The organism is Desulfohalobium retbaense DSM 5692 (assembly GCF_000024325.1).
Lineage (GTDB): Bacteria > Desulfobacterota > Desulfovibrionia > Desulfovibrionales > Desulfohalobiaceae > Desulfohalobium > Desulfohalobium retbaense.
Genome location: NC_013223.1, coordinates 2674545 through 2701422 on the forward strand (window position 1 = coordinate 2674545; position 26878 = coordinate 2701422).

17 protein-coding genes are annotated in these 26878 nt (G+C 58.8%); 9 read left to right on the forward strand and 8 right to left on the reverse strand.

Annotated elements, in window-relative coordinates:
- Positions 1-81 precede the first annotated feature (81 nt).
- The 7 genes from DRET_RS11755 to DRET_RS13705 all read right to left on the reverse strand — a co-directional run bounded on the left by DRET_RS11755 (position 82) and on the right by DRET_RS13705 (position 10652).
- On the reverse strand, positions 82-2121 hold the full coding sequence (locus tag DRET_RS11755) for a hypothetical protein (protein ID WP_148214058.1): 2040 nt from the start codon (positions 2119-2121) through the stop codon (positions 82-84).
- On the reverse strand, positions 2103-4127 hold the full coding sequence (locus DRET_RS11760) for a pre-toxin TG domain-containing protein (RefSeq protein ID WP_148214059.1): 2025 nt from the start codon (positions 4125-4127) through the stop codon (positions 2103-2105). Before DRET_RS11760 ends, DRET_RS11755 begins: the two co-directional genes overlap by 19 nt.
- 136 nt (positions 4128-4263) lie before the next feature.
- Positions 4264-7095, reverse strand: coding sequence for a PDZ domain-containing protein (locus DRET_RS11765; RefSeq protein ID WP_015752766.1), 2832 nt, complete (start codon positions 7093-7095; stop codon positions 4264-4266).
- 93 nt (positions 7096-7188) lie between these two features.
- Entirely contained in the window at positions 7189-7731 is a 543-nt protein-coding gene (locus tag DRET_RS11770) for a hypothetical protein (RefSeq protein ID WP_015752767.1), read from the reverse strand.
- Positions 7732-8189: 458 nt separating this feature from the next.
- Positions 8190-8666, reverse strand: coding sequence for an Hsp20/alpha crystallin family protein (locus DRET_RS11775; RefSeq protein WP_015752768.1), 477 nt, complete (start codon positions 8664-8666; stop codon positions 8190-8192).
- 586 nt (positions 8667-9252) lie between these two features.
- The gene (locus DRET_RS13160) at positions 9253-9960 is read right to left on the reverse strand and encodes a CPBP family intramembrane glutamic endopeptidase (RefSeq protein ID WP_015752769.1); all 708 of its coding nucleotides are present in this window, start codon (positions 9958-9960) and stop codon (positions 9253-9255) included.
- 131 nt (positions 9961-10091) lie between these two features.
- Positions 10092-10652 carry a hypothetical protein gene (locus tag DRET_RS13705; protein ID WP_015752770.1) on the reverse strand — a complete coding sequence of 187 codons (561 nt, stop codon included), beginning with the start codon at positions 10650-10652 and terminating at the stop codon, positions 10092-10094.
- A 1041-nt stretch (positions 10653-11693) separates the two neighbouring features.
- On the opposite strand from DRET_RS13705, the gene DRET_RS11795 reads away from it, so the two are divergent.
- The 5 genes from DRET_RS11795 (at position 11694) to DRET_RS11815 (ending at position 17726) form a co-directional block, all read left to right on the forward strand.
- On the forward strand, positions 11694-12851 hold the full coding sequence (locus DRET_RS11795) for an MFS transporter (RefSeq protein WP_015752772.1): 1158 nt from the start codon (positions 11694-11696) through the stop codon (positions 12849-12851).
- Positions 12852-13641: 790 nt separating this feature from the next.
- The gene (locus DRET_RS11800) at positions 13642-15681 is read left to right on the forward strand and encodes a SpoIIE family protein phosphatase (protein ID WP_015752773.1); all 2040 of its coding nucleotides are present in this window, start codon (positions 13642-13644) and stop codon (positions 15679-15681) included.
- A 181-nt stretch (positions 15682-15862) separates the two neighbouring features.
- Entirely contained in the window at positions 15863-16621 is a 759-nt protein-coding gene (locus tag DRET_RS11805; RefSeq protein WP_015752774.1) for a diguanylate cyclase, read from the forward strand.
- Complete coding sequence (locus DRET_RS11810) at positions 16611-17156, forward strand: SiaB family protein kinase (RefSeq protein ID WP_015752775.1); 546 nt, start codon at positions 16611-16613, stop codon at positions 17154-17156. Before DRET_RS11805 ends, DRET_RS11810 begins: the two co-directional genes overlap by 11 nt.
- A gap of 186 nt (positions 17157-17342) precedes the next feature.
- On the forward strand, positions 17343-17726 hold the full coding sequence (locus tag DRET_RS11815) for a DUF1987 domain-containing protein (protein ID WP_015752776.1): 384 nt from the start codon (positions 17343-17345) through the stop codon (positions 17724-17726).
- Positions 17727-18656: 930 nt separating this feature from the next.
- Here the strand turns inward: DRET_RS11815 and DRET_RS11820 are convergent.
- Entirely contained in the window at positions 18657-19508 is an 852-nt protein-coding gene (locus DRET_RS11820) for a C-GCAxxG-C-C family protein (RefSeq protein WP_015752777.1), read from the reverse strand.
- A 232-nt stretch (positions 19509-19740) separates the two neighbouring features.
- Between DRET_RS11820 and DRET_RS11825 the strand changes: the two genes are divergently transcribed.
- The 4 genes from DRET_RS11825 (at position 19741) to DRET_RS11845 (ending at position 26456) form a co-directional block, all read left to right on the forward strand.
- Complete coding sequence (locus tag DRET_RS11825) at positions 19741-21093, forward strand: sigma-54 interaction domain-containing protein (protein WP_015752778.1); 1353 nt, start codon at positions 19741-19743, stop codon at positions 21091-21093.
- A gap of 849 nt (positions 21094-21942) precedes the next feature.
- On the forward strand, positions 21943-23337 hold the full coding sequence (locus DRET_RS11835; RefSeq protein WP_015752779.1) for an ATP-binding protein: 1395 nt from the start codon (positions 21943-21945) through the stop codon (positions 23335-23337).
- 38 nt (positions 23338-23375) lie between these two features.
- Positions 23376-23729, forward strand: a complete 354-nt coding sequence (locus DRET_RS11840; protein ID WP_015752780.1) for a helix-turn-helix domain-containing protein — start codon at positions 23376-23378, stop codon at positions 23727-23729.
- Between the two features lie 1905 nt (positions 23730-25634).
- Entirely contained in the window at positions 25635-26456 is an 822-nt protein-coding gene (locus DRET_RS11845) for a nitroreductase family protein (protein WP_015752782.1), read from the forward strand.
- Positions 26457-26878: the final 422 nt, after the last annotated feature.

A 26878-nucleotide genomic window follows, 5' to 3' on the forward strand; every position in this document is an offset into this window, starting at 1 on the left:
CCCATTATTGGGGCCTTGCCGTTATGGGCTCTCCACCGGCCCGGTCCCGGGGTTGGCCCCGGGTCGGGGCATCGCCGTCTCTTACTCATAACGCGACCAATACTGCGCAAAGGGCAAAATCCGCGGCGGGGTCCGTGCGGCCCCGAAGCGATTGCCGAGTTGTTCCACTTGGGCGGCGTACTCGCGGGCCTTGCGCTGATGCTCCTGGGCTTCCTGATGCTCCATGCCATGCTTCAAGGCGGTATCGATCCAGTCAGTGAAATGCTGCATATACCGGGTCCCGGCATAGATCATATCCTCGGCGCGGCACATATCCCGCTGCCGGTGGCGGTGCGCCGGGTCCAGGCCCTTAAACCGGAGCCAGCGTTTCGGGCCCTCGCTGTTCCCATATTCTCCAAATTGGGCCTCCGGCGGCAGTTGGCGGACAAACGGGGTCAAGGTGTCCCAAATCTCAAAGCGGCTCGGGAGTTGGGCTTTGAGCCGCCGCCTCAATTGCGAATCCTGAACGGAGCAGCTGTACGGGCTGGCTGTGGCCCGCTGGATCCGCCCCGCGCCCTTACGGCGCACCGTCTTGATTTGCTGCAGATAAGTCTCAATTTGGGCATGGACCCGCCCCAACACCTCGTCGGCTGCTTGCCAGGCCTCGTGCCACCGCTGGCGAAACGCCTCGGCCTCGGCCTGATACTCCCGTTGGCGCTGCTGGCGCGCTTCGGCCGGTGCAACGGTAAATCTGTCGTCCTCGTTGGGGGGCTGGGCGCGAGGGGCGTGGGACCGGCTCGCGCTCGTCGCAGGCCTTGTCCCCTCGCTTTTCGACGCTTGAGACGCCGCGGGCGCTTCCTGGGCCTTGCCCTGGACGCGTATGGCGGCTTCCGCAGTGGCGGTGCGCTGCTGCGCGTCAACGACCGTGGCCCGGAGACGGCCCTGCGCGTTGTCACGGCTTATCGCCGAAACCGTGCCGGTAAGCTGGTCTGCTTTGTATCCGGCGGACACCGGCCCGGAAGCGTCCACGTGTACCGTAAACGGCGGCGTAAACTCCGGCGGCGGCTGCAGGGCAAATGGGCGGCTTGTGCCCGCTTTGAGCGTCTGTGGCGCCTCAATGCCCAAGGGATAGGCCTGGACCTGAAAATCAGCCACGGCTTCCACTGGCCGGTCGCCCGACGCTTTTAGCCGGGCGCTGACCCGCAACCGGTCCCCGGCCTGAACCATTTCACCGCCCAGCCGCAGCCCCCGTCGCTGCAAAGATTGCTCCGGTTTGCGCGTGTACGGCCCATCGAACACGTACACGGTTTCCCCGGTATCCCGGTTACGGACCTCCAGGACCATATCCACGGTCTCCACTCTCTCAGCCAGGGCAAAAGCGAGATAGAGATGCGGCAGCTCGCCGCTCATGAGCTTCGCTTGATGTTCCCGCCCACCGGGGCGGTCGGTGACCCAGAGCTTGTGGATACGCACCGGGTCGTAGACCTCGAAGCCAACACTGGCCTGGACCTGCACCGCGGGGTCGTTTGCGAGTTGATGGGTCAGCGCCGCGGTGTAAGAGCCGTTGGGCAGACCGTCGAGGCGGTAGCGCAGGCGGACCTTGTGCGTCTCGTCCCGACCCAGGCGCTGCTCCTGCTTCATATAGCGGGGTAGCGCCTCGCCCTCGGCGTTGAAAAGCTGCCAGGTCAAAAAACCAACCACTGGTGCTGCGGCCTCAGGGTAGCCGACCTCGGCCTGCAGGGCCAAAATATCACCGTTGCGCAGGGGCCCGGAAACCGGCGGCCCGGCATAGGTCTGCCGCGTCGCATGCAAGCTGAAAGACGGCAGAGAAAGGCCGCCTCCGGGTTTCAATTGCTGCAAACGGCGTCCCAACCCGGCAAGCTCTTCACGCAAGCCGGCCACACGCTCGGCCACCACTTCCAGGTCCCGGCGCAGGACCGTACCGCCGTATCCCGCAGTCGCCAGGTCCGCGGCACGCGTGCGGCAGGCGGCCAACTCGTTCTCCAACCGCTCGTAGTCCGCAGCCAATTGCTGCAACTGCTCCATACGCTGCGCTGAGCGTGGTGCAGCCCCCAGCGGCAGGGCAACCCATCCGCTGCCCAGAGCCAGGAAGACCAGAAAAATTATTGCCCGTCGCGCCACCAATTTGCCCCCCATCCCCAGGCCGGGTGCGGCTCCAGGCCCTGCACACCCTGGCGTTTGGCCGCAACCAGGACCTCTCGCAGCTGCCTCTGGTTGTTGATCTCGACGACCGAGGCGTCCGGCAGGAACATGGTGATTGGAAAATCCGGTTTTTCCGGAAACCGCACTGCGGGACCGTGCTGCAGGATACGCTCGCCCTCGCCGCCCAAGCGGCCCTGCACGTTGACCTCAAACGCCGTGCGCACCTCGGTTTCGGTGGCCGTGCCCCACACGGCCGTGTCCGTGTCCGGATCCAGGGCCGGTCCCGAACCGGTCTGCGAGGTCCGAGCGGCCACCCCCGAGGTCTGACTGGAAGTCCCCACCCCCAGCAGATCGGCGTCGGCTGTGAAATATTTGCCCCCGGCGCCGGGCTCAGCCAGCACTTCCACTGGCACCTCCGAACCTGGATCCAGGGCCAGTTCCACCGGCGCCCCAGTCTGCGGATCAAGATAACGCCCCTCGGTTGTTTTCAATACTGTATGGCCCTTCCCGCTCTGATCCAGCGCCCGAACGACTTGCTTGTCCTCAATCACCAGAGGCACCGCAGTGGCGTACCCCTGACCCCGGGCCTCGGCCGCGGCCTGCTGCGCCTTTTGCATCTCGCGGGTCACCTGCTCGCGGGCTTTCTCCTGTGCCTGACGTTCCAGGGCTGCGGCGCTTACCTCCCGTCCAGCGGCCTGAGCTTGCTCACGAAGTTCGCTACGATACGCGCCAACGAGTTCTTCCCGATACGCCGGGTCTGAGAGCTTGCTCAAACGCTGATCCACCGGGATAAGTCCGGCCAGTGGCCCCTGGCTGGCAGTCTTGGCCTTGACGTGCATCCCTTTGCCCACAGCCAAACCTTTTTCCAGCCACGGCTTGGCGTGCTTGTTGACTGGACGGATGAGGAGAATCTCCTTGCGGTTGGCGGCCGTGGTGGAGAGGGCCTTGGCCCATTGCCTGGGCAAATGTTGTGTGGCCGCCTCACTGGTTTTGGCCGCGGCATAGAAGGGCAAATGTTTGATGGCCGCCACAGCTTGGCTCACTTTCGCAGTCGCATCGGTCGTCCGCTTCGCCACCTGTGTGGCAGCACCGGCAGCCTTGCTCCCACGCAGGGCCGCCAAGAGCGAAGCGGCTTGTCCGGCAACTGTTTCAGCCGCCTGCCCGGTCCGGGCGATCGCCCGCTGCACCGCCCCACCTTCGGGCGCCGCAAGGCTTTGCAATCCCTTCATAAGATGCGGAAGCGCCTCGGGATACCGCCGCCCAACCTGCCCCACGACCTCCGGGGTCAGGAGCATGATCCCGCGCAGCAAACGGTCCCAGGTCGTCAGCTCCTGGCCGTTGAGATCCCGCCCCTGTGTCGCTGCCAGGATATCCATGGCTTCGCCGACAAGGGGAACCAATTCTGCCGTGCGCGCCACCAATTCCTGCTCGGCGGCGAGTTGTTCACATTGCGCGGTGATCGCCAAGGCTTCAGCATCATTGATCGTCCGCACCGCTTCGGCGTACTCGCGGAATCCAGCGGCTGCGGCAGCCGGGTCCGGAGCAGCCAGGGCGCGGACGAACGCCCGGGCCGTATTTGTATAGAGCATGACCCGCTTTTCCTGGGCGCAAGCCAGCCGTTGCTCTTCCCGGTCCGCGAAATCGAACCACTTTAAGACCTGCTCCGCGCCGCTGGCGTCTGAAGCACCGTTGCCTGTCGTGTCTGGCACCGCCTGCTCGCTGCCGCACAGCGAAACGAATTCAAAGCGCTTAATGATGCGCTGCGTTGCCGCATACAAGGTCTCCAGGCGCTGCACATCCAGCCCGTTCGCCGCGGCCAGCCGCTTGGCCCGGCGCAGCGTGGTTTGCAGACTCGCCCCATCCAGAGTCACCAGACCGGAATCCCAGTCCTGCACCTTGTCCAGAATCTCCCGGCGCATGGCGTCCAACTCCTGGCGGCGCAACTGCTGCAAACGCTGCAACAGCTTGGCACTCTCCTTATGCAAACGCTGATCCCGCGCAGTGAGGTCGTCGAGCAGTTCCGTGACAGTTGCGGGTTCAGCAACGGAGGCAGCCAAGGGCGCCGGCAACACCAGCCAACACGCAATTATGCAAATCAAGGCCTCACGCATCCCGACCTCGCTATTCCAAAATCACGGCCCCGCCTGAAGAGGACGGACCGGATTGCGGTTGCGTTACTGGGGTATCCGGAGTCGCTGAACTGCCGCTTGTTGCCGGGGTGTGGAGCGGTGCCTGCAATTCCGGTGCGGAGGGCGGTCGAACCAGCCGTCCCTGCAAATCCGGGTACGGCTGGGGCTTGGCAGCTTGCGCTATAGTCTGCGGAATCTCGTTGGCATCGACATCCAGCACATACGCCAGCTTGTCCCGTTCCCCGTACAATGGAGCAAAAGCCGCCGTGCGCTTGAGGATATACTTGTGCTGCTGCGCATCCAGAGAGACCCCGAGTAAGGCTGCCAGCGCCTCATCACGCTGCCCCTGCCCGGCCAGAGCGAGCGCGCGCAGTATCGCGGCAAAGCCGTTGAGCTTTTCAGGTTTGACGGCCCCGGGGTGTGTCCGGAGCAGGGAGTCGAATGCGTCGGCCGCAGCACTGACCAGGGCCGGTTGCCCCGCTTCGGCGGCAAACAGCCCATAATTGAACAACCCGTACACCGTGGCCTCCAGAGCCGCGTCCTCCTTCCAGCGGGCCAGGGTGTCCAGGGAGACCGTCTGTAGCGTATCCCCGCGACGGACCTGAAGATTGACCCGCTGGCCCGGAGTGCAGGCCCGTACCGCTTCCACCAAGCTCGCCACATCCGTCTCCGCCCGATCCTGGAAACGCAGGATGTGGTCCCCGGTCCGCAGGCCGGAAGCGACAGCTGGAGTGCCGTCATGGATGTTCTGGACCACGACTCCACCATCCTGGCTTCGGACCTGCAGGCCCAGCACCGGGATTTTCGGCGCCTGTCTGCCGCGCTGGTATTGCTCCAGGGCCAGTCGTCCCGGCAGCCGGGCCCGGGCGCTGGCCGCCATCCGCGGCAACAGGGTCAGATACAGCTCTTCAGTATCCTTGGCCTGGAAGGTGTAATCCAGGTCCAAGGCCTGTTGCAGCTTGGCCTCGGCTTGTTCAGCAAATCCCACCTGGAGTAATTCCTCGGCTTCATGCAGAGCCAGGGCGGCATCATGCTCCGCCTGAGCGTAATCGGGATACAATCGTACCTGCTTCGCCCCGGCGACGAGCCATCCTCCACGGTCCGGAGAATAAATCATATCCTGGGCCAGAAACGGACACCATTCACGCCCCAGGGGCACGACACGGTCGTCCTGGATCGCAAAGCGCTGAAAATACAGACTGGTGGTGAGCATCCCCCATTCGTCCCGGCCGCCGAAAACGCCCAGATAGGCCTGGTCGTCCAGGTCCACACGCACCCAGGGCGTGGTGAGATCATGGGTGCGATACCAGCGCACGCCCCCCTCTTGCTCCAATACGCTCAGCAGACGCTCATCCGCGGTGACATCCAGACTCCGGGCGCGGCGATAAGCGATTGTGGTCTCGCCCTTGGCCCGCAAGGCCTGCGGACCGGTATCGCCCCCGCCGCCAAAGGGATAGACGACCCAGTACATCTCACCCGCCTTCCCCTGGGGCCGGTAGAGCACCTCGGCGAAAAACCCTTCCCCGGCGCTCCAGCGCGGATGCTGCATAAAAACAGCCCCATCGGCCGGCGGTGTGAATTTGGAGGGCGTGCCGCCGTCATACAGAGGGAAAAAAACCACCTCTCCGCTGGCAAAGACCTGCCCCTGGGTGCCCTGGACCGCGGTGTTCAAGGCGACCATGTCGTTGTCCGGCCGCAGGGCCACGCCATGGGGCAGAACCACCCGGCCGGGGGCTCGTTTTTGGATATGGAATACGGGCGTGGCGGGATCATCCCAGCGAAAGACCTGCAGCACCAAGCGGGAGGTGTCGCCTTCAAACCAGAAAGTCACCGCTCCGAGGGTGCCGTCATCCGAGACCGCGAAGCGCTTTTGCCCATTGGTGTTGAAAAAATGGACCGGTTCCGCGCCTTTGCGTCGCCGCACCGGATGGTCCACGAATCGCCAGCCCACCAGAGGGCGGGCCACACTGGTCACATCCCACAAGGCGAGCAGCCCCCGGGGGCCGACAGCAGACCACGTGGCCAAACGCCGGCCGTCTTCACTGAACGCGTATTGCTCGAATCCGAAGCGATCGCCCAGCCCGGTCCAGGTCCGCACTGCCTGCAGGCCCGTGCCATCCCGTGCCACCTGCAGACGGTGAACCCGCAACCGCTGCTTGCCGTAGGCATACAGTCCGACACGGCCTCCATAAACTGGTTCGGCCGGGAGACGGAATACTTCGCGCCCATTAACTTCACACCGCCAAGTGTCGCCTTCCTGGACCACCGCCAGATGGTACTCGCCTCCCGGGGCGTTCAGGAGGTCCGGGACCTGTTTTTTCACCAGTGTTGTATACTCGCCCGCCGCCACACGGCTCAGTGACACCCGCCCGCTGGCCTCCAGACGGAAACGGAACATATGCCGCACATCCGCGGCACCGAAGAGGAGCCCGACATAACTCTTGTCCCTGCTTTTGTAATTGAACGTCGCCGCAACCCTGAAATCGGCAAGTCCGTTGAGCCGAACATCGGTCAACGCTTGCAGATGGGCAAGACGGTCATCCAATTGCACGGTGTACACCCCTCCGGCGACCCTGCTTTGGACACGATCAGTATCCTGCTCCGGCCAGGAGCGGGCGTTGTCTGTAAAGGATTCATCGAGAAGATGGTCCCACCCCGAAGCAAGCGTTTGGGAGAGGGACGGACCACTGGCGACCGAGGGCGAAGCATCTGCCGCCGAAGATCCGAGCGCTGCCGGCCCGCTGGTTTTGCACCCTGCGGCTGTAAAAAGCAGCATCCCCGCAACCAGGACCAGACCCCAGAATCCAAATATACCCGCACGCATACGCTCCACCTTTATCCGTTGGCATTGGGGAATTGCTGACTGAAAGTCGTATTTGCAGCCCGCTTTCCGCCCATCGGGACGTTCCAACCACGGCTATTGAAAGCAATCCAGATCCAGACTCTGCTCAGGATCAGGGTCCTTCTCGCAGTCCACACACCCTTTCGACACCGGAAGCCCGTCGAGCACGTCAATCCCCTTTTGTTCAAGCTCCATACCGGTACTCCAGCCGATATGGTTGTCGTAGACAAGGATCTCACCGCCGCTGATATTCAAATCAAGGCTGGCAAAATTCCCTTGAATGCTCTTATCGTAAAACGACTTGGCGGGGCGATAGAGGCGAATAAAATGCTTCCCAGGCACAAACTTGACCAGCAAAAAGGTGTCTGAATAAAAGGTTCCGGCGTAACGGCAATTATCCATGACCAGATGCGACAGTGTCGGATTTCCGAGAACCTTGTCGTGGGTCATATAGAGATATCCATATTCGTCACTCAAGACATTTCCCTGGGGCAGTACATCGTCCGGAGACAGATGACGGTGCACATACGATGCTTTCGATGCGCAGCCCGCCAACACAATACTAAATATAACCAGTACCAGAACGTTGCCCAACAGTGTTTTCCACCCCAGCGCCATAAATCCTCCTGCTTCCCTCGGCTTTCCCGTGACGTTGCAATGCGCGAAAAAAATTGTCCCTGACACCCATTTCAGGTCATCGAATCGTTGGCAACGGCCATTGATCAGAACCACCCCACCTGCTGAACCTTTTCGATATTGCCTTTAAATACTTTGAAAAAAAATATTGAAAAGAATCCTGCTAATACCATGAATACCAAAGATTTTCTGGTACTTGTGCCTGTGTTCTTTCTATTGGCATCAAAAAAAGTCAAGCGTTGCGGCAATTGCATGATGCGACAACAATCAATCGGCCAGGGCAAAAAAAATCCCTAAAAATGCACATGATATGACGCACTAGTACGCTGAGCAATCCAACAACCCGGAGAACCTGCCCGGACCAGTATCCATATGGCGTAAAAAAACCCCCGCTCCGGGTTCCGGAGCGGGGGTGGCTGGGTCGAAGAAGGGAGGAAGTCTTACGAGGAATACGCGGTTTCGATGGGAACGGTCTTGCCACCGACGTCGGATTGGGCCTTGGGCACTTCGATGCGCAACACGCCATCTTTGAAGGTGCCCTTGACCTCGTCTTCATTGATGTCCTGTTCCAAGGGAATGCGGCGGTGGAAGGCGCCGTAGCGACGCTCCTTCCAGGAGTTCCCCTTCTCGCCGCTTTCTTTTTCTTCTTTCTTTTCGCCCTTGAGTTCAAGAACGCCGTTGCGGACCGTCACATCGATGTTTTCCGGCTCGATACCCGGCATTTCGGCCGTCAGGATGTAGGCGTCATTGGTCTCTTCCATGTCCAGACTGGGTACAAAGGCGATTTCATTGTCCAGCCACCGTTCGGGGCTGTTGAACATCTCGGCCAGAGCCGGAACCATTTCATGCATCGGATCCCAACGACGCCCTTCACGCAGAGGGGTATGTTCATTTCTGATGCGGGGAGTGAGCCACATAGTCATCACCTCCTGATCAGATTTCTGCATCTTGGGTCGCGGGCCTTTCCTTTCATTTTTATGAACTAAATCAATATATTGAGCTGTCAACACCACTCGCGGCAAAATATGGAGCTCTCGTGTCGAACGAGCTGAGGAGCGGGCGGTAAATGATCTTCCTCTTCGGACCACCAAGCGCCGGCCTGGCTCTTCATTCCGTGGTATTCCGTGTTTTCCGTGGGCAATTCTTCTTTTCCCAAGGGGAGGGGAGCAAAGGCCAGTACCGTAGTTCACGCATGATGGCCTCAATCAGTGCAGATCAGCGTGATCAGCGGACAAGGCTCTTGCCGGTTCCGCCAGGAACCAGAACCTCTGATCGTGAATGCAATGAACGAGGGCCCTTTGACCGGCCAGGTTCTTCTCCCTGGACGGACAAAAGGCATCTGCCTCACTTCGCGCATATTCGCGTGACTTCGCGGACCCAATTCGATTTCGATCCCGATTTCGATAGCGATTTGGATAGGAATCGCCGCTGTTCTTCGTGCCGTCTTCTGTCCATCGACCACTGTCTTCCGGCCATTGCCGCCCCTCTTCCGCCTGATGCCGCTTACACCAGATACACGCCGAGCACACCGACCGTATTGACCAGCAAATGCAAAACGATAGCCGGCCAGATGGAGCCACTGCGGTGGTAGAGATAGGCGAACAGCAGCCCGAGGAGGAACAACACCGGCGCGGCCAGAGGTTGAAGATGGAGCAAGGCGAAGAGCCCGGCGCTGAGCACCGCGCTCACCCCCCAGGGCAGCCGGGTTCGAAAGCCGGCATAGAGAAAGCCGCGAAAAAAGACCTCTTCAACCAGCGGTGCCAGCACCACGGCCGTGGTGATAAGAACAACCGGCCACGGCGCCTGTTGCAGGGCCTGCTCCAGGCCGGGCTGCATCTCCAGTCCCTGGCCCGCCAGCCAGGTCTGGTACAGCCCGCTGAGCCACAAGGCCGGGACGAGAAGGACCACACCGAGTCCCAGATCCCGCAACCGGAAACGCGTCAATCCCAGATCCCCCAACCGGGCTCCGTATCGGCGTACCGCCAGCCACCACACCGGGGCTAAAAGCAGCACTTCCAACGCTGCCAAGAGCGGCGCGAACACGCTGCGCCATTCAAGCGCCCGGACCACCAAAGCGGCGCCAAAGGCCACCGCCATCCAGACCCCCAGACACCCGATACCCAGGCCCACCTCTCGAAGCCCCCAAGGGACTCGCTTGGCCGGATGTTCTGGAATGGGGGACCTTTCGTAGCTGTTTCCACCTTGCTCCATGCTCTGCCTCTCCCTAGAAAAGCCATCTTTTGGACACGGATTTCTCGATTTTCGGCAATCTTACTGCGTTGACAAAAGTTGAACCAGTTTGCTGCCTCCCTGCGCCAGCGAAGATTCCCGCGATCAGGTGGTCACCGCTCCATGTCGTCCCGTCCCACCCCGCCCAGCAGGCTGACATTGGCGTCGCCGTGGTTCAGCAGGTCCTGCAACAGGACCATAATCCCGGCCACGCAGAGAAAAAGCCCAAAATTCAGGGCAATGGTCTGGACATGACGCAGGATGAAAAACAGCTCGCTTTGCCGGGCCGGAATCCAGAGAATCGGCGCCATGATCGCCAAAATAGCAATAAAGGCGTAGACCACGAAACGCACAAAGTGCAGGGGCACCCGTTTGATACTCAGGCCGTAGACGATGGTGGCCATGAAAACCACGCTGGCTGTGGCCTGGATAGCGATGCCCGAACGGCTGACAATGATTCCGATGCGCGCCTCCTCATACTGCGCGCCGCTGACCTGCCCGTGATAAACGGCCAACAATATCACATTGCCCACCAAATAGGCCAGACTGAGGGCAAAAGGAATCGAGAGCATGCGGTTACGGCGCATGAGTGAAAAGCCGTGGGCTGAGCCCCAGACCAGACACCAGATCGGGATGGCTGCCACGTACGCTCCGATCGAGACCAGTATCTCCATGTATTTCCTCCCGTTGAATAGGCGTTGCATAGCCGATGCCCGCCCGGGAAGCAACGAACAGCGCACATCCCATGCGTCGAAAAACAGGTGCAGGAGAAGGGGAAAGGTAGAGGCTGGACAGTGGACCGAGAGCAGATACCAGCGGACGGAGAACAGTTGAGGAAGGGCGATGGGTAGCAAGCGGACCCCAGAGGACAGGGGGACTCAAGACACGGCCCCCAAATCCGCCATTCGGACCGTCATTGCCCGGCCCGGCACGTGCAGGGCAGCACAGGCGAGGCTCACCGGGCAATCCAGCAACGCTGTCTTAGTTGCCGCAGGCTTCGGACATCGTGGCGGTCGAGGGCAGAAGATCGATTTCGATACCGATCCCGATAGCGATCTGGATGGGCAGCCTCGCTGCTCTTCTTGCCGTCTTCTGCCTACTGTCTTTCGTAAGAATATTTAGCCGCCCGTTCGCTGCCGCTCACTCGACGAAAAGGCGGACGGGGCTTGCGCCCCGCAGACCGTTGCGGGGCACAAGAGCCGCTAAAGGGCAGTGCTTTTGCCTGGTCTCCTGGATTGAAGGCTATCACTTCCACAAATGACGAGAGCAGCCGCAGCCAAGAATATAACGTGGCCCTATGGGCGATCTTCACCGCGGCAACAGTCCGCCGCGGTGAATGACTCTCGTCCCGCCTGTCGAGCGACCAACGGGAGCGGGCGGTAAACGATCTTCCTCTTCGGACCGCCAGGCGCCGGCCAGGTTCTTCTTCCTGGACGGACAAAAGGCATCAGCCTTCCTTCGTGCCCCTTCGCGTGACTTCGCGGACCCAATTCGATTTCGATCCCGATTTCGATTTCGATACCGATCCCGATTTGGATGGGCATTGTCGCTGTTCTTCGTGCCGCCTTCAGTCCACCGGCCGCTGTCTTCTCTCTTCCGCCTCCCGTCCTCGTTTGCCCACGGCCACCGAGCCATGTATGTACACCACTGGCCGGAGGCGACTCCCCTTGCCACCACCTGACACCTGTAAGCTCCACTCCTGAAAAGGCGTTGCCATGCGCGTGCTCCACGACCTCAACCTCTGCCTCCTGCTGCTCGTGGTCATGTTCGCCGTAACCGGCGGCAGCCTGGTCGGCCCGATTCTCCCGGAAATGATCGCTCCGCTGGGCGCGACCCAGCAAACCGTTGGCCTGGCCCTGAGCGTCTACACCCTGGGAGCCCTCATCACCACGCCGATCTTTGGGGTCCTGGCCGACCGCGTGGGCCGCAAACGGATCATCGTCCCCACCACTCTGCTCTTTGGTATCGCAGGGCTGCTGATCACCCTGACCGAAAGCTTCTGGCTCGTCCTTGTCTACCGGGCCCTGCAAGGCATCGGTGTCGGCGGGATGATGAACTCGGTCATCGTGGCCATTGGCGACCGCTATTCTGGCATCGAGCGCCAACAGGCCATGGGCTACCGCGTCACTGCCCAGGGACTCACCAATGCGGCCGTTCCCTTTCTCTCAGGGGCACTGGCGACCATCGCCTGGTTTCTTCCCTTTTATATCCATTCCCTGGCCATCGCAGTCGGGCTCCTGGCGGCCTGGAAACTCGAGGAACCGGTGCAGGCGCGCCCCTCGGCAAATTATCTCACGCAGGCTCTGGCTGCGGTTCTCACCCTCCGGGCGTTCTGGCTCTTCTTTTCCAATTTCATGGGCTTTTTTCTACTCTACTGCCTGGTGGTCTACATGCCGCTTTTTGTGGTCAACGAACTCGGCCACTCCACACTGCACGCCGGTCTGGCCCTGTCTGTGGGCGCCGGTGTCAACTCCCTGGTCGCCACCCAGGCTGGACGCCTCCGCCGCCGCTTCAGTGAAGAGACGCTGGTCCTGACCGGCTTTCTCTGCGCCGGGATCGCGCTGCTGGCCTTGGGGCTGAGCCCGACCTACGGAACCATGCTCCTGTGCTTCGTGCTCTGGGGCCTCGGCTTTGGCGCACTCATGCCCACCCTGAACGCGGCCGCGGCCGGCCTGGTCTCTGCAGAATTGCGCGGCGGGGTGCTCTCGCTGTTCACCCTGCTGATCTACCTGGGCCAGACCGTCTCCCCTCTCTTTTTCGCCTTGTTTCTCAAAAACGGAACAGTGCACCACACCTTTTTTATCGCCAGTGGGCTGACACTTTTGCCGCTGTCCCTGACGCTTCTCGTCCGCAGCCGCCAAGACACCACCTGAGCGCATCCGCTTCTGCCCACCGCCCACTGTCTTTCATAAGAATTCCTAGCCGCCCGTTCGCTGCCGCTCACTCGACGAAAAGGCGGACGGCTGCGGGTGTCCTCGGCAAGTGGCACTTAAAAGCAGCGACAACTGGATTTCCAGGCTCCCTCCCCCTTGCCAAGGGGAGGGGAGCAAAGGCCAATACCGTAGTTCACGCATGGTGCCTCTATCAGCGCTGATCAAGATCAATACCCCCCTGGCCTCTTTATTCCGTGTCCTTCCGTGCATTCCGTGGGCAATTCTTCTTTTCCCAAGGGGAGGGGAGCAAAGGCCAGTTCCGTAGTTCACGCATGATGGCCTCAATCAGTGCAGATCAGCGTGATCAGCGGACAAGGCTCTTGCCGGTTCCGCCAGGAACCAGAACCTCTGATCGTGAATGGCAATGAACGGGGCCCCTTGACCGGCCAGGGTCTTCTCCCTGGACGGACAAAAGGCATCTGCCTCACTTCGCGCATATTCGCGTGACTTCGCGGACCCAATTCGATTTCGATCCCGATTTCGATTTCGATACCGATCCCGATTTGGATGGGCATTGTCGCTGTTCTTCGTGCCGCCTTGCCGCACTCTGGCTTCAATTCCCCAATTTCCCCAAACACTTCGTACACTTTCGCGGACAAAAAGCTGCCAAAAACGAGACCCACCCCCGCAAAACTTGTCAGACCCAATAATATCAGGCATGAAACCGCCTAATTCCACAGGCCGAACACTGCCTTGTTGATGAAATGGCCTCCCCAGGAAAGGAAAGAATATGCTTGGATTGGACAAAAAGTTGCGGACCAAATCCCTGCTGGCCTTGGGTGTGGCCTGCCTCATCGCCTTGGGGCCGTCCTTGTGGATCGGCTGGGAAATGGTCGAGCGGGGACGGGAGCATTTCGGCCAAGCATACGCGGTCAATTTCACCCTGCTTAACGCCCAACGCATCGAAAACCCGGTTACCAAAGAGATCGCCCTGGCCAAGCGGTTCGCGGATTCGGTCCTGCTGCGCCAATGGCTCCACACCCCGAACGCCACCCGGGCGAATGCGCTTTTCTTTGAGGAAGCCAAAGGGTTTCGCGAAGATTTTCGCGGCGAGAACTACTTCGTCATCAATGATGAAACCCTTGCCTACTACTATAATGGCGAGGACAAATCCTACAGCGAATCCCCCCGTTACCATCTGCAACCCAAAAGCAGCGATGATCTCTGGTATTTCAATACCATGAAGACGGTGAACTCCACGATTCTCAACGTCAACGTGGACACCCATCTCCAGAAAACCCAGGTCTGGATCGATGCCATCGTCTGGGACCAGGACCGCAAAATCGGCATGGCCGGCACCGGCATGGAATTGACTGGTTTCTTGAAAGATTTTTTGAGCCCGGACGAACCGGGTGTGACGCCGATGATTGTCGATGAACGCGGCGTGGTCCAGGCCCATCCCAATCCGGACCTCATCTCCCTGGGTTCCGCAGCCAACGCCAGCAAAACAAACATCAAGCTCCAGGCACTGCTCGCCAATGGCGGCGACGCGCTCAACCGGGCGATGGACAACGCCCGCAGCGACCCCGGCAGTGTGCAGACCTTGTGGGCCGAATTGGACAACACGCGGCAGCTTGTGGCCCTGACCTGGCTGCCGGAACTTGAATGGCACGTGGTCAGCGCCGTGGACCTGCACGCCGCGCAAGTGCTGAGCACGCAGTGGGTGGCGGCCGGGATTGCCGGTGTGGCCGGGCTTTTCGGGGCCATGCTCCTTGTCTTCGGCTACGGCATGGACAAGCTTGTCCTCCGTCCCTTGAACAAACTCCACCACTCGGCCACCGTGCTGGCCGAAGGGGACTACGATGTTTCCCTGCCGCCGGCCACCGGTGACGAAATCGGGGACCTGACCCGCGCCTTCGGGGTCATGATCGAACAGGTCAAAAGCCACACCAGGGAATTGGAAGCCCGGGTCCGGGAGCGCACCAGCGAACTCAAAGAAAAATCGGTTTTGCTGGAACGGGCCAAGGAGCAGGCGGAAAGCGCCCATGCAGCCAAGGCTCAAGCCCTGCACAACATTCTTGAGAGCATCCAATACGCCCAGACCATTCAGCAGGCCAGCTTGACCACCGAGGAGCAACTCCGAGGCCTTGTCAGCGACTGCTTCACCATCTGGCAGCCCAAGGACGTCATCAGCGGCGACATCATCTGGAGCAAAACCTTTGATGACGGTTTCGCCCTCGCCGTGGCCGACTGCACCGGACACGGTGTCCCCGGGGGGATCATGACCATGGCCGCTGTCTCGGCCCTGGACCGTGTCGTCAGCCCAAGCGGAGTCGCCGATTCGCAGAGGGTCTTGCAGGGGGTGAGCCGGGTGGTTCAGGAAATGCTGGCCAATCACGCCACAGAACGTTCCTCTGAAGACGGGTTGGACATGGGCCTGTGCGTCTATTCGCGTTCGACGCAAACCCTGTATTTCACCGGCAGCCGAATCAGCCTCTTTTATGACGACGGTGACGGCATTCGGGAGGTCAAGGGCGACCGAGAGAGTTTGGGGTACCCCTCCTCGGACCCGATGTATCCCTTTCAGACCCACGCGATGAAAGCGCTCCCTGCGACACGGTTCTATCTGACAACCGACGGGCTTATCGACCAAGTGGGTGAAGAAACAGGGCTCCCCTTGGGCAAACGCCGCTTGACAGCGCAATTACAGCGCATGGAAGGGCTTTCCTTTGTCGAACAGCGCCAAGCCGTGCTGGACATGCTCGCCGCCTTCCAGGGCGGGGAATGCCAGCGCGATGACATCACCGTGGTGGGCTTTCAGCTCAGTTGACTCGCGCCAATGGCCTGGATTGGGTCACTGCGTACGGGCCTTGCTGAGACACCCCACCTGGGAGTGAAGTGAGCGGAACAACTTTAATGCCGGCAGGACACCCTCGGCAAATCCTTACGGGAGCGCTCGCCCCTGTGAAGAGATACGCGTGCATGTCCGAGTCCGCTCTGAGGAGGCCAACATGTCGGACGACTCTCTTTTCGATCAAGAAACGCAGGTCATTCAGGAGGCCGAGGCGATTGCGCGCGACAGCCGTCACGCCGACAACCCGCTTCTGCCCCCCTACACAGAATTATTAAACGAATACAAACGGCTCTTCCGGCATACACGGCGCCTGGTGCGCATGGGCGACCGGATGCAGAAAAATCTCAACACATTAAACGAAGAACTCAACGCGCATAAGGACGTTCTCTCGGAAATGTCCTACATCGACGGTCTGACCGGCATCGCCAACCGCAGGCGGTTTAATGAAACCGTGGAGGCGGAGTGGCAGCGGGGCCTTCGCAACAACCAGGCCCTGGCGCTGGTCTTTTTGGACCTCGATTATTTCAAACAGTACAATGACAATTACGGGCACAATCTGGGAGATACCTGTCTTATTGATGTGGCCAAGGCGCTCCAGCAATCCGCCAAACGGTGTAACGACCTTGTCGCCCGCTATGGCGGAGAAGAGTTCGTGATTTTGTTACCCGACACGGACCAGGAGGGGGCCTTTGCAGTGGGCCAAAAGGTGCTCGACAACATCAGAAACCTCGAGATTCCGCACGCCTTCTCACCAATTGCGCAGGTGGTCACTGCCAGTGTGGGGGTGGCGGTGACAATCCCCGGCGCGGAGCGCACGCCGCAGGATCTGATCCAAACCGCGGATGCCCAACTGTATGCGGCCAAAGAGGCTGGACGAAACCAAATGCAAGGAAGGGTTCTTGACCATGATGCATGAGATCCACGGCTTTTATGAACAGCTCAAAAAAGACGGCATTATCTTCAGCTTCAGCGGCCCTGTTTCACAGAGCCTTCTTGAAGGCATAGGGGAAACGTTGCGTCAAAAAATGAGCCTGGAAGAAACGAGTACGGGCGTGACGCAGAAAGTATTCTCCATCTTTGTGGAGCTCATGCAAAATGTGATCAATTACTCTGCTGAACGCTTCAGTGGCGCTGAGGCCGATCAGGATATCAGCTTTGGCGTCCTGATTATCGGCAAGACCAACGACAATTTCTATATCCAATGCGGGAACTACATAGAAACACGTCAGGAAGCGCCGCTGAGGGAACAATTAACGAAAATCCAGGGCATGGATAAAGACGAGCTCAAAAAGTACTACAAAGAACAGCGGCGCAAAGAGAAAGCAGCGACCAGCAAGGGTGCCGGACTGGGGTTCATCGAAATGGCCCGCAAGGCCTCGGAACCGATCACCTTCGAGATCCACCAGACCCCGGAAAAGCGCCTCTTTTTTGTCGTCAGCGCCCTCATTTAGCCAGCTGTCAAAAACACCCTTCCTTGCGGGCCGTTTCAAGATTTGCCGCAATGCCGGCCTCGAGGAACCGAAACCGGGGCAAACATTGTGCCTTGGGTGTCCTGACTCGTCCCGGCCATCGGCACGGCGTGCCCACAGAATGCACTGAACACCGCTTCACGCGGTGAGACCTCCAGGGAGAACCATATGGAAGCTTTCGTGCGGGAAAAAACCAAATCAACACCCTGGATCGAACTCGATCCGGAGCAGGGATATTTGCGGATCCAAGGGGAGTCCTATCCAGAAAATGCCGCGAAGTTCTATTCTCCCATGCTGGAATGGCTGCAGTCCTATCTGGACCAGGTGGGCAGCGGACCCATTCAGGCCGATATCGAACTCATCTATTTCAACAGCAGCAGTTCCAAAGTCTTTATGAACTTCTTCGATATGCTTGAGGAAGCCGCTGAACGCGGTGCCCCGGTGACAGTGTTTTGGAAATACCACGAAGACAACGATACCGCCCTCGAATGCGGCGAAGAATTCCAGGAAGACCTGGAGCACGTCGACTTCCAATTGCAAGCAATCAAATAGCGAGATTCCCCAAACCACGCAGGGCACGTGGAGGGCAACCTTGCCCTTGGTCGATTAGAAGATCGATACCGATAGCGATTTGGATGGGCAGCCTCGCTGCTCTTCTTGCCGTCTTCTGCCCACTGTCTTTCGTAAGAATCCTAGCCGTTCGTTCGCTACCGCTCACTCGACAAAAAGGCGGACGGCTGCGGGTGTCCCCGGCAATCGGCACTCGAAAATAGCGACAACGGGTTTTCCCGGCTCCCTCCCCCTTGCCAAGGGGGAGGGTCGGGGAGGGGGTGCTGGGTTCTATCGTTGCAGCCCGACGGCTCTGCCCACGACTAGGGACCCCACCCCTGCCCCTCCCCTTCGCAAGGGGAGGGGAGCAAAGGCCAATACCGTAGTTCACGCATGGTGCCTCTATCAGCGCTGATCAAGATCAATACCCCCTGGCCTCTTTATTCCGTGTCCTTCCGTGCATTCCGTGGGCAATTCTTCTTTTCCCAAGGGGAGGGGAGCAAAGGCCAGTGCTGACACTTGGATCTGGTGCCCACCATCAATGCAGTCCAACATAGTCAACGGACAAAGCTCTGACCTGCTCCCACGAAACCAGCCCTCTGGTCGTGAACCGGGTGTGAACGAGGCGCTCCTTTACCGCGGCAACAGTCCGCCGCGGTGAATGACTCTCGTCCCGCCTGTCGAGCGACCACCGGGAGCGGACGGTAAATGATCTTCCTCTTCGGACCGCCAGGCGCCGGCCTGGCTCTTCATTCCGTGACATCCCGTGGTTGCACCATCTTTTTCACCCACCGCCCACTGTCTTCTGGCATCCGGCCTGCCATCTTCTGCCTTCCGCCCACCGGTCTGTGGCGATTTCAATAAAAAAAGCCGGGGCTCAAATACGCCCCGACTTTCGATCAAGGAGGAGAGCAGCTGGCCCCCGGCTCAGAGTCACTTGCCTGGGTGATGCGGATCGACCAGAGAAGCATGGCCTTTTATATGGCAACTTGTGCAGTCCATTTTGCCCCGACTCCAGCCACCCATTTCGTATGGACTTTCCTTGCTGTGACAGGCCTGACAGGAGTGGGCAAGATCGGACTCCGAGCATTGAGCCCTGAACTCACCGAAATGATACGCATTTAATATCTCAGCCGTCTTAGCCACGACATCCCCGACCATCCTGGCGCAGCGTTCACTCCGATCCGGGCACCCGGAGCCGCATTCGTTTTCCTTGCACCATTTACACACACTGACATGGCACAAAGGAGAGTTGGACACTGTCTGTTTGAAGACCTTGTTCGATTTGTTGACCAGAAACTCTCCGTTTTTGGCCAATTCATTACTTGTATGGCTTGGGAAAGGAGTTTCACAATACCAGGCCACCAACTCACTGGAGAGTTTGTAAAAATCCTTCGAGGTCAGGGAGATGGCTGCACAAGCTCCGTTCAGAGCGCCGCACAAGGTGCACCAGCCAGCCACGCCACCCCCGCCAAACCCCATAATCTGGACCGGCAGGTAGGTGTAAGGGGCGCCCACATTCTCTTGCAGTTCCGAAACAAGAGCATACAGCGCTCCCTCGGCACAGTCTCCGTCATAGTAACCGGCGTGCCCTTTCTTGCGCACTTTCTCCGGATCCAATTCGGTATAGGGCCAAGGCCATTCAAATCCCTGTTTGACTGCGCCAGCCGAGGAGGGGCGAAAAAACAGACTGTGGCCGACAAGACCGGCCGCGGTCCCGGCCAGGGCCGCTCCCGTACCTGTGAGAAAATTCCTGCGCGAAACACTGCTTTGGTCCTGAGACATGTTCCTCTCCTTTGAGGTTTGTCTTGAGAAAACACAAAACGTTTCTCCGGACGAAGCAACAGTCATGCCGGAAAGCATTCTTGTTTATATGCTTGATTTTTCTGGTTTTTTCATCAAAGAAAGATTGATGGCTTTGCATTTTGCATCCCTTTGCCGCTTTCACCCTTGCACATTGCAACAACAAAGATGTAGGCTTACAGGAATTCTCATTCAAACCTCGTGAGGGGTGATTATGGCGGGACGAATACCAGCTGTGCACCACAATATTGTTCTGGACTCGATTAACGAGGGCGTGTTCACGGTTGATTTGAACTGGACCCTTCAAGGACTGAATGCGGCTGCGGAAAAAATCACCGGCAGAACCCGGGAATGGGCCCGGGGCCGGAAATGCTTTGACCTCTTTCAAAGCCGGCTGTGCGGGGAGGACTGTCCAATCAGGCAAACCCTGACCACTGGAGAACCGGTAGTTAACCGCAGGACATATATACTCAACGCCAAAGAGGAGTGCGTCCCGGTGCGCATTTCCACGGCTGTATTGCACGATGCAGAGGGGAGGACCATCGGCGGGGTGGAAACCTTTCAAGATCTGTCCGAGGTCGAAAAGTTATGCAGAGAGCTCAAATCTCACTATACATTCGATGATATTGTCGGCCGTAGCCCGGCCATGCAACATATATTCGAGACGTTGCCTTTGGTCGCCAAAAGTGACAGCACAGTGCTCATAGAGGGAGAAAGCGGCACGGGAAAGGAGCTTTTCGCCCGGACTCTCCACAACCGCTCCCGCAGGTGTCGGGGGCAATTCGTCCCGGTCAATTGTGCCGCTCTTCCGGATACGTTGCTTGAGTCTGAGTTTTTCGGATATGAACCCGGGGCCTTTACCGATGCCAAACGTTCCAGGTCAGGCAGATTTGAATTGGCCCACTGTGGGTCCATCTTCCTGGATGAAATCGGGGACATCTCCCAGGCATTGCAGGTGAGGCTTTTGCGGGTGCTCCAGGAGCGGTCAGTAGAGCCGCTTGGCAGTGAAAAGAGTAGAAATATTGATGTCCGGGTGATCGTGGCCACCAACCAGAATCTGAAAAACCTGGTTGAACAGGGGCTATTCAGAAGGGACCTTTATTACCGCATTCGGGTGATCAAGCTGAGAATTCCGCCCCTGCGCGAGAGGCGAGACGACATTCCGTTATTGATCGACCACTTCATCAACAAATTCAACCAGCTTCAGGACAAGGATATCGCCGGAGTCACCGATTCAGTCATGAACAGACTGACCGAATACGACTATCCGGGAAATGTCCGGGAGTTGGAAAACATTGTGGAACGCGCTTTTGTCTTTTGCCAGGGGGCATTGATAGAAATGCGCCATCTCCCCAGCGAACTGCGGGACACCCAATCCAGAAACTTGCTGGGCGATAAACAGGGCTTGACGTTGAAGGAAATGGAGAGGGCTCTCATCACCAGAGCGTTGCAAATCAACAAAGGGCACAGGAAAAATTCCGCCAGGACACTCGGAATCAATCCGAGCACCCTGTACAGAAAGATGAAAGCCCTGGAAATAGACTCTTTTGCTTACTGGCAGGATTAGCGTGACCATGCAATGGATTCATTAGCGCAGTCAGACAAGAGCCTTGTTCTGGAGGTGAAGTGGCCACCATCGTGTGCAATCGGTGGTCACTTTCCCATGGTTTCACTGGCCATCATGCTGTGAATTTGGTGGCCATTTTCCCGTGGAATCCGCACTATGGGCGCCCCTTTACCGCGGCAACAGTCCGAAGAAAGAAGACAGGCGCCGGACGACGGAAGACGCCACAGGCGTCAGTCGGATCGTCAGTGCCCGGCCCGGGACCCGCAGTGCAGCACGGGCCAAACTCCTGCACCGGGGTCGGACCTACGCAACTCCCTGCGCTCAAAGAAAAAACGCTCTCCCAACACCACATTATGAAGCTTAAAACGCCCATTTTGCCCCCAAAATGGCGGCCCTGCAACGTCTGGCCCCGTACGGTCTAAAGGCAGTGTTGCCCCCCTGCCCAGGCGTGATCACCCCAAACTGCCCACCGCCAATGTCCACAACAGGCACCATCCTGGCCACGGCCAGACACCCCGGCCCAAGCAGGCCACCTCGCAAACACATCAATCTTTCTCCACCACTCCCTCTGTGCTCTCCGTGTCCTCTGACGTTAAATCTTACAAAATCACGACCGCCAAGGCCGAGTTTCCCCGGTCAGTGCCTTTTTGGCGACAAAACATGGCAATTCCAGATAGTTGGAGACATCCACCCTGTAAGACCCAATCACGACTTCCTCCCCCCAAAAGGCCAGGCATTTTTTAAAAAACGCTGCTGGCAAAGCGCTTACCCCAAGACGATACACTGAATTATTATACGCCAGCGTATTATAAGTTGACGGTGGTAGAATACGGGGCTACGGTTTCCGGCATGACCGCTTTTGTAGATAGACAACAAGAATTGCGTTTCCTTGAAGGGGAATTCGCCCAGGACCGGGCCTCCCTTGTCGTTTTATACGGCCGGCGCCGGATCGGAAAAACCACGCTTATCCAACATTTTATTCAGGACAAACCGGCCCTGTACTTCGTGGCTACCGAGGAATCGGAACGCGAAAACCGGCGCAATTTCCAGCAGGCCGTCGCGGCCGCCACCGAAAACTGGTTTTTGCAAAAGGATATCCTTTTGGACTGGGAGGAGATTTTCGCCGTCCTGGTCGAGCACCAGCCCAACACCCGCATGGTCATCGCCCTCGACGAGTTCCAATACTTGGGCAAAACCCAAAGCGCCTTCCCGTCTGTATTGCAAAAAATCTGGGACCAGATGCTGGCGCAGGCCAATGTCATGGTCATCCTGTGCGGCTCGCTCGTGGGGATGATGGTCGAGCAGACCTTGGCCTACTCCAGCCCGTTATACGGTCGACGTACCGGGCAAATCCGCCTCGGCCCGATTGCCTATTCGGAATACACCGCCTTTTTCCCTCCTTCGACCACGATCAACCGCATAGAACATTATGCCGTCACCGGCGGGGCCCCCAAATATGTTGAGCTGTTCCCGCCGACACCAGACATCTTCCAGGCCATAGAAAACACTATCCTTTCCAAGCAAAGTTTTCTGTACGAAGAACCGCTCTTTCTCCTGGACAAAGAATTCGGGGAGCCAGGGACCTATTTTTCCTTGCTCAAAACCATCGCCGCCGGCCATCGCAAATTGGGCAAGATCGCCTCCGCTCTGGGGCTCGGCCAGTCCAATCTGACCCGCTATCTCAAAACGCTCCAGGATCTGGACCTGATCGCCAGAGACGTCCCGGTAACCGAAACCCAGCCCCAGAAAAGCAAAAAAGGGCTCTACCGGATCACAGACCATTTCCTCGCCTTCTGGTTTTGTTTCGTGCATCCGTTTCGCAATTCCCTGGAAATTGAAAACCCCGCCCCTGCACTACGCTTTCTACGGGAACAATTCCGGCCCAGCCATGTGAGCTTTGTTTACGAGGATATCTGCCGACAATGGCTTTTGCGCCACGGCCTGAACAAAGCCCCAGACATGTCTCTGCTCCACGCCGGGCGCTGGTGGGACAAAAACGCGGAAATCGATATTGTCGGCTTGAGCGAGGATCCCGCCGAGGTGGTCGTCGGGGAATGCAAATACATCTCACGCCCAGTGGGAACGGAGATCTATCTGCAACTGACGCGCAAAGCCCAGCTCCTGCCGACGCCCCCAAAGGCTACCCTCCAGTATGTGCTCTTCAGCCAATCCGGATTCACCCCGGCGCTTCGCGACCTGGCCCGCGAAGATCCCACCCTGCATCTGGAAACCATCAGCGCCTAGCGGCATCGGGTCGAATCCGCACACTATCGAGGTGACGTATGCAGACACGCACGAAAACGCCCCATACTGACACCGTGGACATCCGGATCACCGGTCCCGCGGAAAAGAAGGCTGAAGTGCTCCGGGACCTCAAAAAGCATGGCTATGTGGACACGAGCGATTGTGCCCCTTGGCGTGAACTCTTCCCCGAGTTGAAGGACGAGCCCGAATACAGCGTCATTTTGCGCGCGGCCCGGAACCGGTCGGGCCTGACTCAGATCGAGCTTTCCGAAAAGACAGGGATCGCTCAGAGCCATCTTTCGAGTATGGAGAATGGGAAGCTGGAAATCGGAAAGGACCGGGCCAAGCGTTTGGCTGAAGTACTGGACCTGGATTACCGGATTTTTCTCTAGTCCCGTTTGACTTGCAACGACCACAAGCCACGGATCGCTGGGTTCATTTGTTGTGCAGAGTGCTGGTTGTGCCTGCAATCTGCACAAAAAGATATTGCGCCGAGCTTCCCCGGCCAGGCCGTTTTGGGCGGCGAAACGATGTCATTTCGGTCACTTGGAGACAGCCCCACTGTAAGATCGTAGTGGCAACCCAAAATTGACCAGGCATGATAACGTAAATTTGACCACCCCCCTGGGGTTGTTTCAAGGTAGCCTTCCCGTGTACTGGCTGGCCACCATCGTGTGGAATCGGTGGTCACTTTCCCATGGTTTCACTGGCCATCATGCTGTGGATTTGGTGGCCATTTTCCCGTGGAATCCGCACTATGGGCGTTCCTTTACCGCGGCAACAGTCCGAAGAAAAAAGACAGGGGACGGACGACGGAAGACGCCACAGGCGTCAGTCGGATCGTCAGTGCCCGGCCCGGGACCCGCAGTGCAGCACGGACCAAACTCACCGGGCAATCCAGCAACGCTGTCTGCGTTGCCGCAGGCTTCGGACATCGTGGCGGTCGAGGGCAGCAGATCGATTTCGATACCGATCCCGATACCGATTTGGATAGGCGTCGTCGCTGCTCTTCTTGCCGTCCACTGCCTTACGTAAGAATTCTTTGCCGCCCGTTCGCTGCCGCTCACTCGACGGAAAGGCGGACGGCTGTGGATGTCCTCGGCAAGTGGCACTTAAAAGCAGCGACAACTCGGTTTCCAGGCTCCCTCCCCCTTGCCAAAGGGGAGGGGAGCAAAGGCCAATACCGTAGTTCACGCATGGTGCCTCTATCAGCGCTGATCAAGATCAATACCCCCCTGGCCTCTTTATTCCGTGTCCTTCCGTGCATTCCGTGGGCAATTCTTCTTTCCCAAGGGGAGGGGAGCAAAGGCCAGTGCTGCCGGTTGGATCTGGTGCCCACCATCAATGCAGTCCAACATAGTCGACGGACAAAGCTCTGACCTGCTCCCACGAAACCAGCATCTCTGATCGTGAACCGGGTGTGAACGAGGCGCCCCTTTACCGCGGCAACAGTCCGCCGCGGTAAATGACTCTCGTCCCGCCTGTCGAGCGACCAACGGGAGCGGGCGGCAAACGGGAGCGGGCGGCAAACGGGAGCGGGCGGCAAACGGGAGCGGGCGGCAAACGGGAGCGGGCGGCAAACGGGAGCGGGCGGCAAACGATCTTCCTCCTGGGACCGCCAGGCGCCGGCCTGGCTCTTCATGCCTTAAGGGAGTAACAGCTTCTGTCGGCTTCGGCTCCGCCGGAGCCGACCTACGTAGTTGCTAAAAACGCCGCTATTGCCGGACTTATGGAACAATCCAGCTGCCCTGGCTACGTTGTCGCAGGCTTCGGGCAACGTGGAGATCGTGGATAAGACATCGATCCTGATACCGATTTGGATGGGCAACGTCATCGTGCTTCGCGCCGGCAACCGCCTTGCGCAAGAATGCCCGGCCGCCATTCCCTCTCTGTGGTTACACCTTCGGTACTGGACACAGACCCACGCAAGACCCTGCTTCAACAAACAAAACACGCCATTAAAAACAAAACACACCAAAGCATTGACACATAAAATATTATTCTATACACACCTAAAACATACTTCATATCGTTTTATGCGCATCTTGCGCTCCGCCTCCTTTCTCCCTTGCCACTCTTGCGGTGTGTCCGTTCGGCCTCCATCCCCGGCTGGACGGGCACATCGGCAAGCTCGCCATGACGGCCCGTCTCCAGGCCGATACACATTGCTCCCGTGAGCCCCCAAAAATAGCCACAGCAAGGGAACCAGGGCACTTTGAAGTGCCTACTTTCTTTTTTATACCATCGTGCTAGACAACGGACTTCAACCGAATCGATCCCTTCGCAAGGAGTCCACTATGCTCAATTTCCGTATCGACGAAGACCGCTGCATCCAATGTGGCGAATGCGCCGCCGACTGCCCGGCCATGTGCATCAGCCTCGACAACGGGCTGCCCGAAATTCACGAAAAACGGTGCATCCGCTGTCAGCACTGCCTGGCCGTCTGCCCCACGGCAGCCCTGTCCATCCTGGACAAAGATCCAGACGACAGCCGGCCGCTGCACAAAGACAGCCTGCCTGCTCCCGAAAAGATGGAGACTTTGCTCATGGGCCGCCGCAGCGTCCGGCGCTACAAGCCCGACCCGGTTCCCAAAGAAACCATCCGGCACCTCCTGCAGATTACCGGGCACGCCCCAACCGGCATGAATGTACGCCAGACCTTGTACACCGTGGTCGACGACCCCGAGGTCATGAACGAGGTCCGTGCGGCCACCTTACGCCGGGTGAAAGAGGTCATCGAAGATCCGGGGCTGCCCAAAGGGCTTGAAATCGTGGGCAAGTATGTCGCTGCCGGGGACAAGATGGGCGTGGACATCTTCTACCGCGGTGCGCCGCATCTGCTGATCGTCTCCAGTCCGCACAACGGCCCCTCTCCGGACGCGGACTGCCTCATCGCCTTGTCCCAGTTCGAACTTCTCGCTGCGACAATGGGGCTCGGCACGGTCTGGGACGGCCTGGCCAAATGGGCCATTGCCCGCATCGCCCCAGATCTGCGGGAGCGCCTCGGCATCCCAGAAGACCACACCATCGGCTACGCTATGGCCTTCGGGTATCCGGCAGTGACCTATTACCGCACAACCCAGCACGACGCACCGGCCATCAACGTTGTCGGCTCGTAGTTTCTCTCTATGCCATTGCCAAAAAACCGGGGCGGACCACTGTGGTCAGCCCCGGTTTTTTATGGGCTGGTTTGTCTGTTGAGCATCAAGATGCGTCACCCGCCAACAGATACCAAGCAGCCAATACCCAATGGAATTTTCATTTGATCTGCGCCCATCTGCGGGCTCAGCGGAGAAAGCCTCTGTCGGCTTCGGCTCCGCCGGAGCCGACCTACGTATTTGCTGAAAACGCTGCTGTTGCCGGACTTATGGAACAATCCGTGCAAAATTCCGCACAAACAGCGATTTCGATCCCGATACCGATACCGATTTGGACGGGGCATCGCCGCTGTTCTTCTTGCATCCCCGTCCACTGCCTTACGTAAGAACGCCTGGCCGCCCGTTCGCTGCCGCTCACTCGACGAAAAGGCGGACGGCTGCGG

Excerpts from the sequence above, each read along its gene's own strand:
- DRET_RS11765 (WP_015752766.1), bottom strand. The coding sequence starts at position 7,095 with ATGCGTGCGGGTATATTTGGATTCTGGGGTCTGGTCCTGGTTGCGGGG.
- DRET_RS11770 (WP_015752767.1), bottom strand. The coding sequence starts at position 7,731 with ATGGCGCTGGGGTGGAAAACACTGTTGGGCAACGTTCTGGTACTGGTT.
- DRET_RS11775 (WP_015752768.1), bottom strand. The coding sequence starts at position 8,666 with ATGTGGCTCACTCCCCGCATCAGAAATGAACATACCCCTCTGCGTGAA.
- DRET_RS13160 (WP_015752769.1), bottom strand. The coding sequence starts at position 9,960 with ATGGAGCAAGGTGGAAACAGCTACGAAAGGTCCCCCATTCCAGAACAT.
- DRET_RS13705 (WP_015752770.1), bottom strand. The coding sequence starts at position 10,652 with ATGGAGATACTGGTCTCGATCGGAGCGTACGTGGCAGCCATCCCGATC.
- DRET_RS11795 (WP_015752772.1), top strand. The coding sequence starts at position 11,694 with ATGCGCGTGCTCCACGACCTCAACCTCTGCCTCCTGCTGCTCGTGGTC.
- DRET_RS11800 (WP_015752773.1), top strand. The coding sequence starts at position 13,642 with ATGCTTGGATTGGACAAAAAGTTGCGGACCAAATCCCTGCTGGCCTTG.
- DRET_RS11805 (WP_015752774.1), top strand. The coding sequence starts at position 15,863 with ATGTCGGACGACTCTCTTTTCGATCAAGAAACGCAGGTCATTCAGGAG.
- DRET_RS11810 (WP_015752775.1), top strand. The coding sequence starts at position 16,611 with ATGATGCATGAGATCCACGGCTTTTATGAACAGCTCAAAAAAGACGGC.
- DRET_RS11815 (WP_015752776.1), top strand. The coding sequence starts at position 17,343 with ATGGAAGCTTTCGTGCGGGAAAAAACCAAATCAACACCCTGGATCGAA.
- DRET_RS11820 (WP_015752777.1), bottom strand. The coding sequence starts at position 19,508 with ATGTCTCAGGACCAAAGCAGTGTTTCGCGCAGGAATTTTCTCACAGGT.
- DRET_RS11825 (WP_015752778.1), top strand. The coding sequence starts at position 19,741 with ATGGCGGGACGAATACCAGCTGTGCACCACAATATTGTTCTGGACTCG.
- DRET_RS11835 (WP_015752779.1), top strand. The coding sequence starts at position 21,943 with ATGACCGCTTTTGTAGATAGACAACAAGAATTGCGTTTCCTTGAAGGG.
- DRET_RS11840 (WP_015752780.1), top strand. The coding sequence starts at position 23,376 with ATGCAGACACGCACGAAAACGCCCCATACTGACACCGTGGACATCCGG.
- DRET_RS11845 (WP_015752782.1), top strand. The coding sequence starts at position 25,635 with ATGCTCAATTTCCGTATCGACGAAGACCGCTGCATCCAATGTGGCGAA.